Annotated in this window: 16 protein-coding genes; 9 read left to right on the top strand and 7 right to left on the bottom strand. The window is 31.6% G+C overall.

The window, feature by feature from the left end:
- The first annotated feature begins 14 nt into the window (after positions 1-14).
- The 6 genes from frr to MUN68_RS00455 all read left to right on the top strand — a co-directional run bounded on the left by frr (position 15) and on the right by MUN68_RS00455 (position 8,161).
- Complete coding sequence (frr, locus tag MUN68_RS00480; RefSeq protein WP_249996399.1) at positions 15-572, top strand: ribosome recycling factor; 558 nt, start codon at positions 15-17, stop codon at positions 570-572.
- Between the two features lie 116 nt (positions 573-688).
- The gene (locus MUN68_RS00475; protein WP_249996397.1) at positions 689-1,918 is read left to right on the top strand and encodes a hypothetical protein; all 1,230 of its coding nucleotides are present in this window, start codon (positions 689-691) and stop codon (positions 1,916-1,918) included.
- Between the two features lie 77 nt (positions 1,919-1,995).
- Entirely contained in the window at positions 1,996-4,425 is a 2,430-nt protein-coding gene (locus tag MUN68_RS00470) for an efflux RND transporter permease subunit (protein ID WP_249996396.1), read from the top strand.
- Positions 4,426-4,456: 31 nt separating this feature from the next.
- Positions 4,457-5,887 carry an asparagine--tRNA ligase gene (gene asnS / locus MUN68_RS00465; protein ID WP_249996395.1) on the top strand — a complete coding sequence of 477 codons (1,431 nt, stop codon included), beginning with the start codon at positions 4,457-4,459 and terminating at the stop codon, positions 5,885-5,887.
- Between the two features lie 202 nt (positions 5,888-6,089).
- Positions 6,090-7,556 carry an RNA polymerase factor sigma-54 gene (gene rpoN / locus MUN68_RS00460; protein ID WP_249996394.1) on the top strand — a complete coding sequence of 489 codons (1,467 nt, stop codon included), beginning with the start codon at positions 6,090-6,092 and terminating at the stop codon, positions 7,554-7,556.
- Positions 7,553-8,161 carry a hypothetical protein gene (locus tag MUN68_RS00455; RefSeq protein WP_249996392.1) on the top strand — a complete coding sequence of 203 codons (609 nt, stop codon included), beginning with the start codon at positions 7,553-7,555 and terminating at the stop codon, positions 8,159-8,161. The genes rpoN and MUN68_RS00455 overlap by 4 nt, the downstream gene beginning before the upstream one ends.
- Positions 8,162-8,166: 5 nt before the next feature.
- On the opposite strand, the gene MUN68_RS00450 is transcribed toward MUN68_RS00455, so the two are convergent.
- From MUN68_RS00450 to MUN68_RS00430, 5 genes are all read right to left on the bottom strand, one after another.
- Positions 8,167-8,886 carry a porin family protein gene (locus MUN68_RS00450; RefSeq protein WP_249996391.1) on the bottom strand — a complete coding sequence of 240 codons (720 nt, stop codon included), beginning with the start codon at positions 8,884-8,886 and terminating at the stop codon, positions 8,167-8,169.
- 102 nt (positions 8,887-8,988) lie between these two features.
- Positions 8,989-9,468 (bottom strand): ExbD/TolR family protein, encoded by a 480-nt coding sequence (locus MUN68_RS00445; RefSeq protein ID WP_249996389.1) that lies wholly within the window; start codon positions 9,466-9,468, stop codon positions 8,989-8,991.
- Positions 9,469-9,483: 15 nt separating this feature from the next.
- Positions 9,484-10,089 carry an ExbD/TolR family protein gene (locus MUN68_RS00440; RefSeq protein WP_249996388.1) on the bottom strand — a complete coding sequence of 202 codons (606 nt, stop codon included), beginning with the start codon at positions 10,087-10,089 and terminating at the stop codon, positions 9,484-9,486.
- 19 nt (positions 10,090-10,108) lie between these two features.
- Complete coding sequence (locus MUN68_RS00435; RefSeq protein ID WP_249996387.1) at positions 10,109-10,549, bottom strand: hypothetical protein; 441 nt, start codon at positions 10,547-10,549, stop codon at positions 10,109-10,111.
- 26 nt (positions 10,550-10,575) lie between these two features.
- Positions 10,576-11,322, bottom strand: a complete 747-nt coding sequence (locus MUN68_RS00430; protein WP_249996386.1) for a MotA/TolQ/ExbB proton channel family protein — start codon at positions 11,320-11,322, stop codon at positions 10,576-10,578.
- A gap of 284 nt (positions 11,323-11,606) precedes the next feature.
- On the opposite strand from MUN68_RS00430, the gene MUN68_RS00425 reads away from it, so the two are divergent.
- From MUN68_RS00425 to MUN68_RS00415, 3 genes are all read left to right on the top strand, one after another.
- Positions 11,607-12,197: a HupE/UreJ family protein gene (locus MUN68_RS00425; protein WP_249996385.1), complete on the top strand. Its 591-nt coding sequence runs from the start codon at positions 11,607-11,609 to the stop codon at positions 12,195-12,197.
- A gap of 169 nt (positions 12,198-12,366) precedes the next feature.
- Positions 12,367-12,798, top strand: coding sequence for a deoxycytidylate deaminase (locus MUN68_RS00420; RefSeq protein ID WP_249996383.1), 432 nt, complete (start codon positions 12,367-12,369; stop codon positions 12,796-12,798).
- On the top strand, positions 12,799-14,406 hold the full coding sequence (locus MUN68_RS00415; protein WP_249996382.1) for a S41 family peptidase: 1,608 nt from the start codon (positions 12,799-12,801) through the stop codon (positions 14,404-14,406).
- Positions 14,407-14,417: 11 nt separating this feature from the next.
- Here the strand turns inward: MUN68_RS00415 and MUN68_RS00410 are convergent, their stop codons facing one another.
- Both MUN68_RS00410 and MUN68_RS00405 read right to left on the bottom strand, forming a co-directional pair.
- Positions 14,418-15,020, bottom strand: coding sequence for an FAD-dependent oxidoreductase (locus MUN68_RS00410; RefSeq protein WP_249996381.1), 603 nt, complete (start codon positions 15,018-15,020; stop codon positions 14,418-14,420).
- A complete protein-coding gene (locus MUN68_RS00405; RefSeq protein ID WP_249996380.1) occupies positions 15,020-15,223 on the bottom strand; it encodes a hypothetical protein in 204 nt (67 codons plus the stop codon). The genes MUN68_RS00410 and MUN68_RS00405 overlap by 1 nt, the downstream gene beginning before the upstream one ends.
- Positions 15,224-15,258 lie beyond the last annotated feature (35 nt).

Here is a 15,258-nt window from a genome sequence, read left to right as displayed (position 1 = left end):
AAAGTTTTTTAAAAATGAACGAAGACATAAAATTTATATTAGATTCAGCTCAAGAAGCTATGGATGGTGCCATGAAGCATCTCGAAAAGCAATTTTCTAACATTAGAGCTGGGAAGGCAAGTCCTGCCATGCTTGGAAGTGTTATGGTAGACTACTATGGTTCTCAAACACCGTTAGCTCAAGTGGCAAATGTGAATACTCCAGATGGTAGAACAATTACTGTTCAGCCTTGGGAAAAAAGTATGCTTCAAGAAATTGAACGTGGAATAGCTTATGCTAATTTAGGTTTTAACCCAATGAATAATGGTGAGACCATAATCATTAATGTTCCACCTTTAACAGAAGAACGAAGACGTGATTTATCAAAACAAGCGAAATCTGAAGCAGAAGACGCAAAAATTGGTGTAAGAAATGCACGAAAAGAAGCTAATTCAGATATTAAGAACCTAGACGACGCTTCTGAAGATCAACAAAAAAATGCTGAAATTGACGTACAACATATGACAGACAAGTACGTTAAAAAGATAGACGATGTTTTTGATGTCAAAGAAAAAGAAATCATGACTGTATAAATCTCAAAAGCGACTTACTAAAATGTCGCTTTTTTATTCTATTAATTTTAATCCATTATTAGCCCTCAATGCATAAGTGTTTGTTTTTATTATTTATAACACTATGTTCTTATGCATTGCACTCACAAGAACCTAAAAATCAAAAAGATTCCACTATAGTCAAAAAAGATACTATTAATCAAATTGACTATCTCAAACATTTAGGGAATGGTTATTTTCCAACACGTTTTTTAAATGTAGATCTACGCTACCTCATAAAATACAATCAATACGAAGCACTTAGAACTGGTTTAGGAGGTATAACTAATGATGAGTTTTCGGAGAAATATCGTATTGATAGTTATATCGTTTATGGATTTAAAGATCATCGCTTCAAATATAGAATTGGAGGAGGTTTTAGAATTAATGAGGCCACAGATACTTGGATTAATCTCGCATATATTGATGACATACAAGAAACAGGAAGTTCAAATTTTCTGACAGACAAACGCTTTTTCCAGTTTTTTGAACCTCGATTATTGAATATTGATTTATTCCATAAACACATTACTAAAGCTATAAATATTGAACATCAGTTATCAAATCATTTAATTACAGAAACTGAATTTGCTATCAGTAAAATTGATCCAACATATAATTACATTTTTGTAATTGATGATGAAAGCTTTGAAAACTTCGATGTTTCAACTGCCAAAATCAGTCTAGAATGGAGTCCGTTTAGTAATTTCGATACTGTAAAAGAAAACGTAATAGAAACTAAAAATGGGTTTCCAAAGTTCACACTACAATTAACTCAAAGCTTTAAAGATGTCATAAAAGGTGATTTTAATTTTTTGAAAGTCGATTTTAGAACGCGCCATAAAATTACTTATAATGCTGATGTGTTTTCAGAAATCGTGCTGAGTAGCGGACTTGCGACTGGCAGCACTCCTATAACTCATTTATACCATGCTTATCCAAATAATATTAGAAAAGAAACCATTAGGAATCGCTTTTCTGTAGCTGGAGTTAATAGCTTTGAAACCATGTATTTTAATGAATTTTTCTCTGATAGATTCGCGACTCTTCAATTTAAACACTTTGTCAAACCTTTTAAAATCAGTAAACGATATAGGCCTCAGCTAGTTTTGATTTCGAGGTTTGCTTTAGGAAACATGCACGATATTGAAAGGCATGAAAACATTACGTTTGGAACACTTGAAAAAGGCTTCTCAGAAGCTGGTTTTGAACTCAATAAATTACTCTTCGGTTTCGGTCTTAGTTTCGCATATCGTTATGGTGGATATCACTTACCGAAATTAGAAGATAACATTGCTGTAAAATTTACATTTAATGTGAGCTTATAAATACTATAAATTAGCATTAATTTATAGAGCTTATCTTTTGGTTTTTTCTACCTTTGTCGCTCCTTTTTAATAGGTAGATGTTTAAATTATTTTCAACAGGTTTTTGGGAAGTTATTGCGCGACTAATTTTGCGTAATAAAATTGGTATACTCATTTGTATCGTGTTGGCAACTATTTTCTTTAGTTGGCAATGGGAACACATGCGCTTTACCTACACCGAAGCAAACTTATTACCTGATGACCATGAAGTTAATGTGACTTATAATGAGTTTTTAGACATCTTTGGCGAAGAAGGGAATCTTATTATTCTTGGTGTTAAAGACTCTACACTATTTACTGTTGAAAAATTAAATGCTTGGAATCGGCTTTCTGAAGATTTTAAATCTTATGATGAAGTTGAAACTGTAGTATCAATTAAAGACCTTCAGAAATTAGTAAAAAACACAAAAGCTGAAAAATTTGATTTGGAGCCTTTCATAAAAGATTCAATCACTTCAAAAGCTGAAATTGATATTCTACAGAAAGAACTCTTCAAACAATATCCTTTTTATGATAACTTTTTGTTCAATAAAGACACAAAAACAATCCGAACAGCAATTTATCTTAAAAAAGATATCGTAAATACTTCAGCAAGAAAAGACTTTATCATGCTTGCTCTTCAAGATAAAATTGATGATTTCGAAACTAACAATAATCTTGATGTTAGAGTGTCTGGCATGCCATACATTAGAACATTAAACTCGCAGAATATTGTTGATGAAATTGGCCTTTTTATTGGCTTAGCACTAGGTGTAACGTCTTTAATATTCTTCTTATTCTTTAGGTCATTTAGAGCCACTTTTATTTCTCTCATTGTTGTATGCATTGGTGTCATGTGGACCTTTGGTATTTTAGGTCTGCTCAACTATGAGATTACCGTTTTAACTGCTTTAATTCCACCTTTAATTATTGTAATTGGAATTCCGAATTGTATTTTCTTAATCAATAAATATCAACATGAAGTAAAATTACATGGAAATAAAGTAAAGTCACTGCAACGTGTTATTACCAAAATTGGTAATGCAACATTAATGACAAATGTGACTACAGCTTCCGGTTTTGCTACTTTTATTTTAACTGAAAGTACGTTGCTTAAAGAATTTGGTATTGTAGCTTCTTTAAGTATTCTCGCTATTTTCATATTATGTTTACTTGTAATTCCTATCATTTACACCTTTTTACCTTATCCTCAAGAAAGACATTTAGAGCATCTAAATAAACGTTGGATTGGTGGTTTTGTAGATTGGATTGAGCGAATGGTTAAGCATAAAAAAATCACAATTTATTTAACATCTTTAATACTTTTAGTTGCAAGTATTATTGGTATTTATCAAATAAAAATTTCTGGTAGCCTAATTGAAGACATGCCAAAAGACACAGAATTCTTTAAAGACATTAAGTTTTTTGAAAGTGAATTTAATGGCATAATGCCATTAGAAATAATGATAGATACTAAACGCAAAAAAGGCGTTATGAAATTAAGTACGCTTAAGCGTATGAACGATTTAGAAGACCTCATCAATGAGATTCCTGAATTATCTAGACCAATTTCTGCGGTGAGTTTGGTAAAATATAGTAAGCAAGCTTATTATAACGGCAATCCAAAATACTACCAACTACCAACAAGTCAAGAAAATAGTTTCATATTATCTTATGCCAAAAACTCGTCTTCTAATGTAGACATGCTTAAGAATTTTGTAGACAGTACTGGTCAGTATGCACGTATCACAACCTTTATGAAAGATATTGGCACTGATAAAATGGAGCGTATTGAGGAAAATCTTCAAAATAAAATTGACAAGCTATTTCCTAAAGAACGCTTTGAAGTTACAATGACAGGAAAAGCATTAGTATTTCAAAAAGGAACAAAATATTTAGTACGAAACTTAGTAATCTCGTTAAGTCTTGCTATTTTTCTTATTTCTCTTTTTATGGCTTACATGTTTAGGTCATTCAGAATGATTATTGTGTCACTTGTTCCAAACTTATTACCTTTATTAATCACTGCAGGATTAATGGGCTTTTTAAATGTCCCAATAAAACCATCAACGATATTGGTGTTTAGTATTGCCTTTGGAATTTCAGTAGATGACACCATTCACTTTTTGGCTAAATACAGGCAAGAATTACAAGCCAATCACTGGAAAATACGCAAATCGGTTTATGCTGCTTTAAGAGAAACAGGTGTAAGTATGTTTTACACATCAATCGTTTTATTCTTTGGTTTTATCGTCTTCACAACATCTAGTTTTGGAGGTACAGTAGCTTTAGGAGCATTGGTTTCTGCAACATTACTATTTGCAATGTTATCAAATTTACTATTGTTGCCTTCTCTATTATTATCTCTTGAAAGAAGTATTGCTAATAAGGAAGTATTAAAAGAACCAGCAATAAATATTATTCCGCAAGACTCTGAAGACATAGAGGTCATCGAAGACGTTGAAAATTCAGAAGACACCATTTCATAAAACATTTATATTTGTATAAAATTTAATAAAAATGACATATTCAGTTTCACAATTATTAACACAAGATATTACACTACAGCCTCTTGAAATTAAAGGATGGGTTAGAACGTTTAGAGCAAATCGATTTATAGCTTTAAATGATGGTTCTACAATTAATAATATACAATGCGTGGTTGATTTTGAAAATACTGATGAAGCACTTTTAAAACGAATTACAACTGGATCAGCTGTTCACATTAAAGGAAACTTGGTAAAGAGTCAAGGAAAAGGGCAAAACGTTGAAATACAAGTTACTTCTATTGAAATTCTTGGAGATTCTGATCCTGATGAATATCCAATTCAACCAAGAAAACACGGCTTCGAATTCCTAAGAAAAAATGCTCATTTACGCACTAGAACAAGTACATTTAGTGCTGTAATGCGTTTACGTTCGTCATTATCATTTGCGATTCACAAGTATTTTAATGAGAATGGTTTTTACTATATGCACACTCCAATTGTTACAGGAAGTGATGCCGAAGGTGCTGGAGAAATGTTTAAAGTAAGTGCCTTAGATGCTAAAAATCCTCCATTAACTAAAGATGGTGATATTGATTATTCTCAAGATTTCTTCGGAAAAGAAACCAATCTTACTGTTTCTGGTCAGTTAGAAGCTGAAACCTATGCCATGTCTCTTGGAAAAGTATATACTTTCGGACCAACATTTAGAGCCGAAAACTCAAACACATCTCGTCACTTAGCTGAATTCTGGATGATTGAACCCGAAGTAGCATTTATGGATTTAGCTGGAAATATGGACTTAGCTGAAAACTTTATGAAATCGGTATTGAGTTATGTTTTAGAACATAATCGTGAAGACTTAGAATTTTTAGAAAAGCGCTTGCTTGATGAAGAAAAAACAAAGCCACAAGCCGAACGTTCTGAAATGAGTTTGATTGACAAAATAAAATTTGTAGTCGATAACAACTTCAAACGTGTAAGCTATACTGAAGCTATCGATATTTTAAAGAACAGTAAACCAAACAAGAAAAAGAAATTCAAATATATTATTGAAGAATGGGGAGCTGACTTACAAAGTGAACACGAACGTTTCTTAGTAGAAAAACATTTCAAATGTCCTGTCATTTTGTTTGATTATCCTGCAAATATCAAAGCGTTTTACATGCGTTTAAATGAAGATGGAAAAACAGTTCGCGCTATGGATATTCTATTTCCTGGTATTGGTGAAATGGTAGGTGGATCTCAACGTGAAGAGCGTTTAGATGTTTTAAAAGAAAAAATGAAAGCGCTAGATATTGACGAAAAAGAATTATGGTGGTATTTAGATTTACGTAAATACGGAACTGCTGTTCATTCAGGTTTTGGACTAGGTTTTGAACGTCTAGTTATGTTTGCAACTGGAATGGGAAATATTAGAGATGTAATTCCTTATCCTAGAACACCTCAAAATGCGGAGTTTTAAATTCGACTCCTCTCAATTATTCTATTTTTAAATTGTCATTAAGAACGAAGTGAAGAATCATAACAATAAAAAAGATTCTTCAATCGTCAAAATGACTCCTTCTGAATGACAGTTAAATTTTAAATTATTCATAAAAGGCATTGTTTTTGTAAGTCGTATATCAATAGTTTTTTTAACTTTACTATAATACCAAATTCAATACATGCTTAAACAATATCTACAGTTTAAATTATCTCAGAAGTTGTCGCCACAGCAAATTCAGCTCATGAAGTTGATTCAGTTGCCTACACAAGCTTTTGAGCAACGTTTAAAGCAAGAATTAGAAGAGAATCCAGCTTTGGAAAGCGGAAAGGAAACTAAAGACGAGTTTGAAGACAATATGGATGAGTTTGATAATTCTGATGATGAATTTAATGACAATGAAACCATTGAAGCTGAAGATATTAATATAGATGATTACTTAAGTGATGATGAAATACCAGATTATCGCACTCAAGCCAATAATTACAGTGTTGATGATGAAGAAAAAAATGTGCCATATGCTGCTGGCACTTCTTTTACTCAACATTTAAACAATCAATTAAATACATTCAGGCTAAATGATAATGAACGTGATATTGCTGTATTCTTAGTCGGAAGTGTTGATGAAAGTGGCTATATACGTCGCTCATTAAGTGATATTGTTGATGATTTAGCTTTTACACAAGGTGTATATACAGATGAAGAATCAGTAGAGCAAATATTCCAAGTTGTACATCAGTTAGATCCTGCTGGTGTTGGAGCTCGTAACTTACAAGAATGTTTAAGCATTCAATTACATAGAAAAGAAAAGTATCCAGATGTTGAATTGGCTTGTAATATTATTGACAAGGCCTTCGATCAGTTTACAAAAAAACATTATAAAAAACTACTTCAAAAGTTCGACATTACCGAGGTGCAACTCAAAGATGCCATCGAAGAAATTGAACGCCTTAATCCAAAACCAGGTGGTTCATATGCAGGGAACAATAAAATGGCAGAGCATGTTGTTCCAGATTTTGCCATAAAGATTGTAGATGGTGAATTAGACCTTACTCTTAATGGTAGAAATGCTCCAGAACTTCATGTGTCTAGAGAGTATAGTAATATGATGAAAGGTTATAAGGAAGCAAAAGACAAGAGCAAATCACAAAAAGATGCAGTGCTTTTCATCAAACAAAAATTAGATGGAGCAAAATGGTTTATTGAAGCTATTAAACAGCGTCAACAAACATTATTTGTTACGATGAGTTCTATTATGAATTACCAAAAAGAATATTTTCTTTCTGGTGATGAACGCAACCTTAAACCAATGATTCTAAAAGATATTGCTGATGAAATTGACATGGACGTTTCAACAGTTTCTCGTGTTGCAAACAGTAAATATGTTGACACGCCATATGGTACAAAATTGATTAAGGAATTTTTCTCAGAATCAATGACAAATGATCAAGGTGAAGAAGTATCTACACGTGAAATTAAGAAGATTTTAGAAACCGTTATTGAAGAGGAAAATAAGCGTAAACCTCTCACTGATGAAAAATTAGCGACCATACTTAAAGAGAAAGGTTATCCAATAGCACGTCGTACAGTTGCAAAGTATCGTGAACAGTTAGATATTCCTGTGGCAAGATTGAGAAAAAAAATATGATAAATCAGCTTCTAAAAAGCATATCGTTTATTTTTCATCCATTGCTGATGCCATTATTGGGTGTTATTTTCTATTTCTCAAAAACACCACGTTTTATTCCTGAACCTATACTAAAAGCAAAACTATTTTCAGTAACGATACTAACAGTAATTCTTCCAATATTGCTATACTATCTTTTAAAAACTTTAAGAAAAGTAGACTCGGTATACTTAGAAACAACAAATGAACGAAAGCTACCTTTATTACTAAATTGTTTCATTATTGCTTTAGTACTAATTAGAGTACTTCCTCAAAATGAAATCCCAGAATTATATTTCTTTTTTATTGGTGTATTAATATCTACAATTACTTGTTTTGTTCTAGCTGTAGTACAGTTTAAGGCAAGCATACATATGATCGCAGCAGCTGGCTTTTTTATGTTTGCAGTCGCGTTAGCCATTCATTTTAAAATCAATATAAACGGAACTATAGGATTAATGTGCATTATTCTAGGCGCAATAGCAACATCTAGATTACACTTAAAAGCTCATAAACCTATTGAATTAATTATTGGCACTTTTGTAGGCATGATGCCACAATTAGTGTTGTTGAATTATTGGATTTAAAATATTTATAGAATATAGAGCATCAATCCTATTCGAATTGATTTCATATCAATAGCTTCTCCATCAACTAATTTTGCATTACTAAAAATACCGTTGAGACCATAATACAAATGGAAACTTATATTTGAATAGCCTGCACTAAAAGTCAAACCATATTGAAAGGCGTTAAAATCATCTATGTTAGACAATTTAATATCACCATCATTACTATTAAACTTAGAAGAGTTAAACAATACATAACCAAATTTCACGCCTGTATAAATTCGCCAAAAGTCATAATCAGTAGCAGTAGATGTTCTCCATCTAAATTCGATAGGGAATTCAATTAAGTACGTAGTAAATTTATTTTTAGTATACTCTATATCATTATCATTTAAAATAACATATTGATAATCAGCATTATTTTCAGAAATTTGTAATGTTTGATTATAGGAATTTGAAGAAAACCCAAGTCCAACACCAAGGGCTAGGTTTCTTCTTTTATTAATTGGCATATCGCGTATAAAACCGAAGTGATAACCACTTGAGAAACCACTTTGAGACACACCATCAGGTTTGTTTCCTAACAAATTATAGGTCACAGAAAGATAAAATTGATCCTCTCTATATTTATCATCAACGATAGCAGTTGAATCTGCTTTAATTGATGTTTCTATAGCATTTTGTGCATTAAACACATAACAACCTAAAACCATAAAAAGCAAACAAGAGATAACAACTTTCATAGTACAAATATAACGCAATACCGAATAAAATATTAGAGCGATTTCATAAAAAAAGCATCCTAGAAATCCAGGATGCTTTTCAATTATTTAATGTAAACTGGTTTAATCTAAATTTGATTTAGCATCACCAGTTGCAGTTGTGTAGTTAATTCTAAAAGCGCTAGCTTTTCTAAGCTCTTGCTTAATATCACCTACAATACCCATATTTGCTTCTTTATCAACTTTTAATGACACTGTAAGCTTTGGTATTAGTTCTTCACGTATCGCAGCTCTTTCTGCGTTAATGAAAGCTTGTATTTCACTAATGTCAGCTAATTTATCATTGAGTTGTAATCTAGCTTCAGTACCATACTTCTCATAAGCTTTAGAAGGTTTTCCTGCATAGATATAACTAATTGGATATTTCTTTTCAAGTTTTTCAACTTGATCAGCCTGAGGCAATCTATTTTCTATTAATAGATTATCTTCTCTCATTACAGTTACCACCATAAAGAAAAACAACAGCATAAATACAATATCTGGAAGAGATGCCGTATTTACTGCTGGCAAACTATTATCTTTTTTACTTTTAAATTTAGACATGTTTTATGTTTTAATTTATTCTACTTCAGAAAGCTTTTGAGGTATCTCAATTTTAATTTGCTCAATCACTTCTTTAAGTTTTGTTCTGTTTCCAGGAAACTTAACATCATCATAAGCTTTTTCCATTGCGATATAGTCCATATCAGGAAACCCTTTCTTAGGTCCAATTTCAAGAGCTCTTCTGTTACGAAGTTCGTTATATGCTGCTACCAATTCATTTTGAACAGTTATATATGCTGCATAAGACGTTTGTCTATCATTTTTCAATGAAATAATTGCTTTGTCAGGATTGTCAGATGATTTTGGATCTTTTGCGCCTTTACAGTAATCACATGTTCTGTCTCCACCATTATCAAGAAACTTTACTGCTGCTTTTCTTAAATCCTTAATTTCCATTAATTCATCTTCAACTAAAAGCTGATCTTTACCATTTAATAATACGGTAAAAATATTCTTCTCCTTGATAATTACATCTTCATCATTTTCTTCTATTGGAGGTAGCTTACGAGTAATACCAGAATCTTTTGGTATTGTCGTTGTTACTAGGAAAAATATGAGCAATAAGAATGCAATATCAGCCATAGATCCTGCATTTACTTCTGGTGCTGATCGTTTTGCCATAATTTAGTTTGTATTATTATTAACTTATCATCTTTTTAATTCCGAAAAACGACATTAAACCTGCCGCTAACAAAATTAAAATATAGAATGCTTTGATTCCTGCTTCAACCATTTGAGATCCGTTTGCAGATAAAATTTTACCTTCATCTAACACTCTTTCTTCTCCTGAAGATGCAAACCATGCAACTATTAAAACAAGTGCAAATACACCTATAGAAATTAGAGCTTTCTTAAGTTTATCTGGCTGACTAACTAGGTTCACAAGACTAAATACTATTGTTGATATTGCTGCAATAGCCAAAACAACATATGCTAAATTAGCAAAGCTCGTTAAAAGACCTTGATTAGCAACATCTGTTTCAATAGCTTCATCTCCTAGCATCATTATTCTTACTAAGAAGTAAACTGCAATCAGACCAATTACTAAAGCACCAATTTTGATTATTTTTTGAATATTCATATTATGTATGATTTAATAAATGATTATTACTTTTTGTGTCTTACCAATAAATCCATTAAAGTAATTGAAGCATCTTCCATATCGTTAACGATGCTATCAATTTTTGAGATAATGTAATTGTAAAAAATTTGTAATATAATAGCAACAATCAAACCAAATACAGTTGTTAATAATGCTACTTTAATACCACCTGCTACTAATGAAGGGTTCATATCACCTGCAGCTTCAATTTTATCAAAAGCATCAATCATACCAAGTACAGTTCCCATGAAACCAAGCATTGGCGCTAATGCAATAAATAATGAAATCCAAGAAACGTTCTTCTCTAACTGTCCCATTTGAACACCACCATAAGCCACTACAGCTTTTTCAGCAGCCTCAAGATTTTCATCTGCTCTATCTAAACCTTGATAAAAAATAGATGCAACAGGTCCTTTTGTGTTTCTGCAAACTTCTTTAGCAGCTTCAACGCCTCCTGATTGAAGAGCATCTTCAACACCTTGAGTTAATTTTTTTGTATTAGTAGTTGCAAGATTTAAATAAATAATTCTTTCAATAGCAATTGCCAATCCTAAGATTAAACACAATAATACAATTCCCATAAAAAATGGTCCACCTTCAATAAAACGCTCTTTTACTTGTTGTGTAAAAGATAAGTCTTCAGTTGGTACATCTGCGTCTTGTAATGTAGTTGCAATTTTAGTTGCAGCATTTACGGTAGTAGTGAAAGCCATTAATCCTGCTATGGCTAAGATAGAAAATAGTCTTTTCATCGTTCTTGTTCTTAATTTTATTAGTTTAAGCGTTAAAGATATAAAAAAATTGGAATTAAAAAATAAAAATTACATCAGAGTACAAAGGTTTTTCTTTCAATTGTGTCTAACTTAATTCAACACTTATATGAACATCTAACAAAATGTTCGCTTTTTATATTTGGGCACAATTTTAATACCAAAATTTCGCAATATTAATTTCCAACTACTTATTACTTTTAAAGTATTCATATTTAAGTATCAAGAATAAAATGTAACTTTGAAATAACCCAAATATAAATTTCATGATAGATAATTTCATATCAAATCTACAAGATGGCATCTACCACGTACTTCATTTTAGTGCCTTTGACCATATTCTTTTTTTGATTGTCTTAACCCTACCTTATCTTTTTAAAGATTGGAAGCGATTATTATTAATTATAACCCTTTTTACTTTTGGACATTGCATATCATTAAGTTTAGTAACCTACAATATTATAAGTGTCGATATCAAAGTCATTTCGTTTCTTATTCCTCTTACTATTTCAATAGTTGCACTTTTTAATATTTTTACTTCAGGAAAAAAAATACTTCAAACAAAAACAGGGTTACTATTTTTAATTGCATTCATTTTTGGACTGGTTCACGGACTCGGTTTTGAAAATGACCTCAACTCATTAATATCGGCATCTGAAAACAAACTACTAGCCATTTTGGAAATTGCTTTAGGAATAGAAATTGGTCAGCTTGTTATTACGTTTATCGTTATCTTTTTAAGCTTCCTTTGTCAAACGATATTTAGATTTTCTAAACGAGATTGGGTCATGGTAATTTCTTCTATAGTTTTAGGCTGTGTATTACCAATGCTTATTAATAGCAAACTCTTCTCTTAAAAAAGAGAGAAAATAATCCAGATTTTGGTAAAACTTTAACTTAAACATCAAAATTTAATGTCTGTACCTTTTTTAATAATCACTACTTTTGAAAAGTTCATATACTAATTGACATTGTAATCAAACTATGAACTGATAATATTCATTGTAAAGATTTTAATTATTAAAAATGTCTAAAGAAAAACAACTACGATACGATAAAGCCTATTTAAGAATTGCTAAAGAATGGGGAAAACTCTCACATTGTGAACGCAAACAAGTTGGTGCATTAATCGTAAAAGACAGAATGATTATTTCAGATGGTTTTAATGGTACTCCAACTGGGTTTGAAAACTATTGCGAAGATGAAGCTGGCTACACCAAATGGTATGTACTTCATGCTGAAGCTAATGCCATATTAAAAGTAGCAAACTCAACACAATCCTGCAAAGGAGCTACGTTATATATTACACTTTCTCCATGTAAAGAATGTAGCAAACTTATTCACCAAGCTGGCATCATTCGTGTAGTATATCATGAAGGGTATAAAGATGATTCAGGACTTCAGTTTCTGAAAAAAGCAGGCATTGCACTAGAACTTATAGAAGATTTAAAAGCATAAATGAACTTTCAAAAAAAATACATACCATTATTATTAGGGATTGGCATTGCCCTAGGCGTATTTATTGGTGGAAAACTAAATTTTTCTGATACTTCTGATCGTTTATTTACTAGCAACAGTAAAAAAGATAAACTAAACAGACTTATAGATTATATCGATTATGAGTATGTTGATCAAATCAATACAGATAGCATAGTTGATGTAACTGTTAATAGTATTTTAGACAATCTAGATCCTCACTCAATATATATACCAAAAAGTGAGATGCAAAGTTCAACCGATAATTTAAAAGGTGATTTTGTTGGTATTGGAGTAAGCTTCTACACCTATAAAGACACTGTTACTGTAATTAGACCAATTGAAGGAGGTCCAAGCGAAAAAGCAGGCATCAAAGGTGGTGACCGAATCATTATGGCAAATGGTGATTCTATTTTTGGGAGAGAATGGACTAATGAAGCGATCATTAAAAAATTAAAAGGTAAAAAAAACAGTAAAATTACGCTCAAAGTATATCGCCCAGGAGAAGAAGAATTACTCACCTTTAAAGTAAAATATTCAGATATTCCAATTAGAAGTGTTGATGCAGCATATATGCTAACGGATGATTTAGGCTATATAAAAATTAACCGCTTTGCAGAATCCACATACAAAGAATTTAAAAAAGCACTTGACCAACTACAAGATAAAGGCGCTACAAAATTAGCTCTAGATCTTCGGGATAATCCTGGTGGTTTATTAGATATTGCCAAGCAGATAACTGATGAATTTTTAGAAAACAATAAACTCATTTTATTTACTAAAAATAAAGTTGGCAAAATTGAAAAAAGCTACGCAACTCGAAGAGGTGATTTTGAAGAAGGAGATATTTATATACTAATTAATGAAAACTCAGCTTCAGCAAGTGAAATTGTAGCTGGCGCTTTACAAGACAACGACAAAGGCACCATAATTGGAAGACGAAGTTATGGCAAAGGCTTAGTGCAACGTGAAATGTCTCTAGGAGATGGCAGTGCAGTACGACTAACTGTTTCCAGATACTATACACCAACTGGTCGTTCAATTCAACGTCCTTATGATAAAGGCAACAATACTGATTATTACAATGATTATTACAAACGTCGAAGTAATGGAGAATTTGAAAACCCTGAAAACATGCAAATTTCAGATTCTTTAAAATTCACAACTCCAAATGGCAAAATTGTGTATGGTGGTGGTGGTATTATTCCAGATGTCTTTGTTCCATTAAATACCAGCAGACAAAATGAAACACTTAACTATATCAAACGTAGAGGATACGTGAGTAATTTCGTGTTTGAAGAATTAGATATTGACAGAACTATTTATGATCATTTTAGCATTACTGACTTTATAGAAAATTTTAGTGTTAGCGATGCTCTTGTTGAAAGATTTCAAGATTATCTTAATCTAAAAGAAAGAACCAACATTTCATTTGTTAACTATCATGATCAAATGAAGACCTTAATTAAATCAGAATTAGCAAGTCAACTATACAATAGCAGTACTTCTGAACAAATCATCAATGAAACTGACACGATGATAGAAGAGGTGATTTTATTAAGTAAAGCCAACGAAACTCTAGATAATTAAATATTGAAAAGTTATATTTTATCGTGAATTTTAGTATGCTTACCGTCATTCCATAACGTTAAAATATCTGTAGCAACTTGTGCTCCACTTCCTGAAGCAATAGCAAATTGGCTTCGCCATCCTGCCATAGTTCCTGCCACATAAAGATTTTCATCAACCAAATGATTATTGTTCTTTAACCAAATACGTTCTTTTTCAGTCACAGCTCTTGGGTGTGGCTCTATATAATTTTCTATACCTTGAATAGTTATCAAATTGGTATAACCAACAGCGATAACGACTACCTTTGATTTGTACTTGTTTTTATTTGTAGTAATAATAAATCCTTCCGAAGATTTAATAATCGACTTTACTTTTTCATCTTCAATTTGTTCAACGTGAGAATATAGATGAGTTAATTGTCTTTTACCATCTTCTAAAATAGATGCTCCTGTGGTTCCTGGTGCCAAACCTAAAACATTATTAAATAAAGCGTTTTGTAGATGTGAGGCTCGTTGATGCATAACGATCCCGATGCATTTGTCTTCTGCAAATGATTTTGATTTTGCAGACCCTAAAACTAAAGCACAAGACATTCCTGCTGCTCCACCTCCAACAATAAGAACATCAAACATTAGGTATTGTTTTTTAGTTTTTGATCCACTTTTTTAGACAACCTTAAAATTTGCAATAAGGCGATTGCACAAAGTGAAGCAAAAATTGTTATCAGTGCAACAACACTTTCCCCTTCAAATGGAGCATCCCAATTAATTTGGGTAATATTATATCCTATTAAAGCTATAGCAATAACAGTAAAGATGATGGTAACTATTTTCATCTGTTAAAATTTAATTATTTGTTTCAAATGTAATT

This window comes from Psychroserpens ponticola, from assembly GCF_023556315.2.
Lineage (GTDB): Bacteria > Bacteroidota > Bacteroidia > Flavobacteriales > Flavobacteriaceae > Psychroserpens > Psychroserpens ponticola.
The sequence above is the reverse complement of the archived record's forward strand: the minus strand, read 5'-3'. Positions and strand labels throughout refer to the sequence as shown.

Bases quoted from the DNA above. Each gene is read 5' to 3' on its own strand.
- frr (WP_249996399.1), top strand. From the start codon at position 15: ATGAACGAAGACATAAAATTTATATTAGATTCAGCTCAAGAAGCTATG.
- MUN68_RS00470 (WP_249996396.1), top strand. From the start codon at position 1,996: ATGTTTAAATTATTTTCAACAGGTTTTTGGGAAGTTATTGCGCGACTA.
- asnS (WP_249996395.1), top strand. From the start codon at position 4,457: ATGACATATTCAGTTTCACAATTATTAACACAAGATATTACACTACAG.
- rpoN (WP_249996394.1), top strand. From the start codon at position 6,090: ATGCTTAAACAATATCTACAGTTTAAATTATCTCAGAAGTTGTCGCCA.
- MUN68_RS00455 (WP_249996392.1), top strand. From the start codon at position 7,553: ATGATAAATCAGCTTCTAAAAAGCATATCGTTTATTTTTCATCCATTG.
- MUN68_RS00450 (WP_249996391.1), bottom strand. From the start codon at position 8,886: ATGAAAGTTGTTATCTCTTGTTTGCTTTTTATGGTTTTAGGTTGTTAT.
- MUN68_RS00445 (WP_249996389.1), bottom strand. From the start codon at position 9,468: ATGTCTAAATTTAAAAGTAAAAAAGATAATAGTTTGCCAGCAGTAAAT.
- MUN68_RS00440 (WP_249996388.1), bottom strand. From the start codon at position 10,089: ATGGCAAAACGATCAGCACCAGAAGTAAATGCAGGATCTATGGCTGAT.
- MUN68_RS00435 (WP_249996387.1), bottom strand. From the start codon at position 10,549: ATGAATATTCAAAAAATAATCAAAATTGGTGCTTTAGTAATTGGTCTG.
- MUN68_RS00430 (WP_249996386.1), bottom strand. From the start codon at position 11,322: ATGAAAAGACTATTTTCTATCTTAGCCATAGCAGGATTAATGGCTTTC.
- MUN68_RS00425 (WP_249996385.1), top strand. From the start codon at position 11,607: ATGATAGATAATTTCATATCAAATCTACAAGATGGCATCTACCACGTA.
- MUN68_RS00420 (WP_249996383.1), top strand. From the start codon at position 12,367: ATGTCTAAAGAAAAACAACTACGATACGATAAAGCCTATTTAAGAATT.
- MUN68_RS00415 (WP_249996382.1), top strand. From the start codon at position 12,799: ATGAACTTTCAAAAAAAATACATACCATTATTATTAGGGATTGGCATT.
- MUN68_RS00410 (WP_249996381.1), bottom strand. From the start codon at position 15,020: ATGTTTGATGTTCTTATTGTTGGAGGTGGAGCAGCAGGAATGTCTTGT.
- MUN68_RS00405 (WP_249996380.1), bottom strand. From the start codon at position 15,223: ATGAAAATAGTTACCATCATCTTTACTGTTATTGCTATAGCTTTAATA.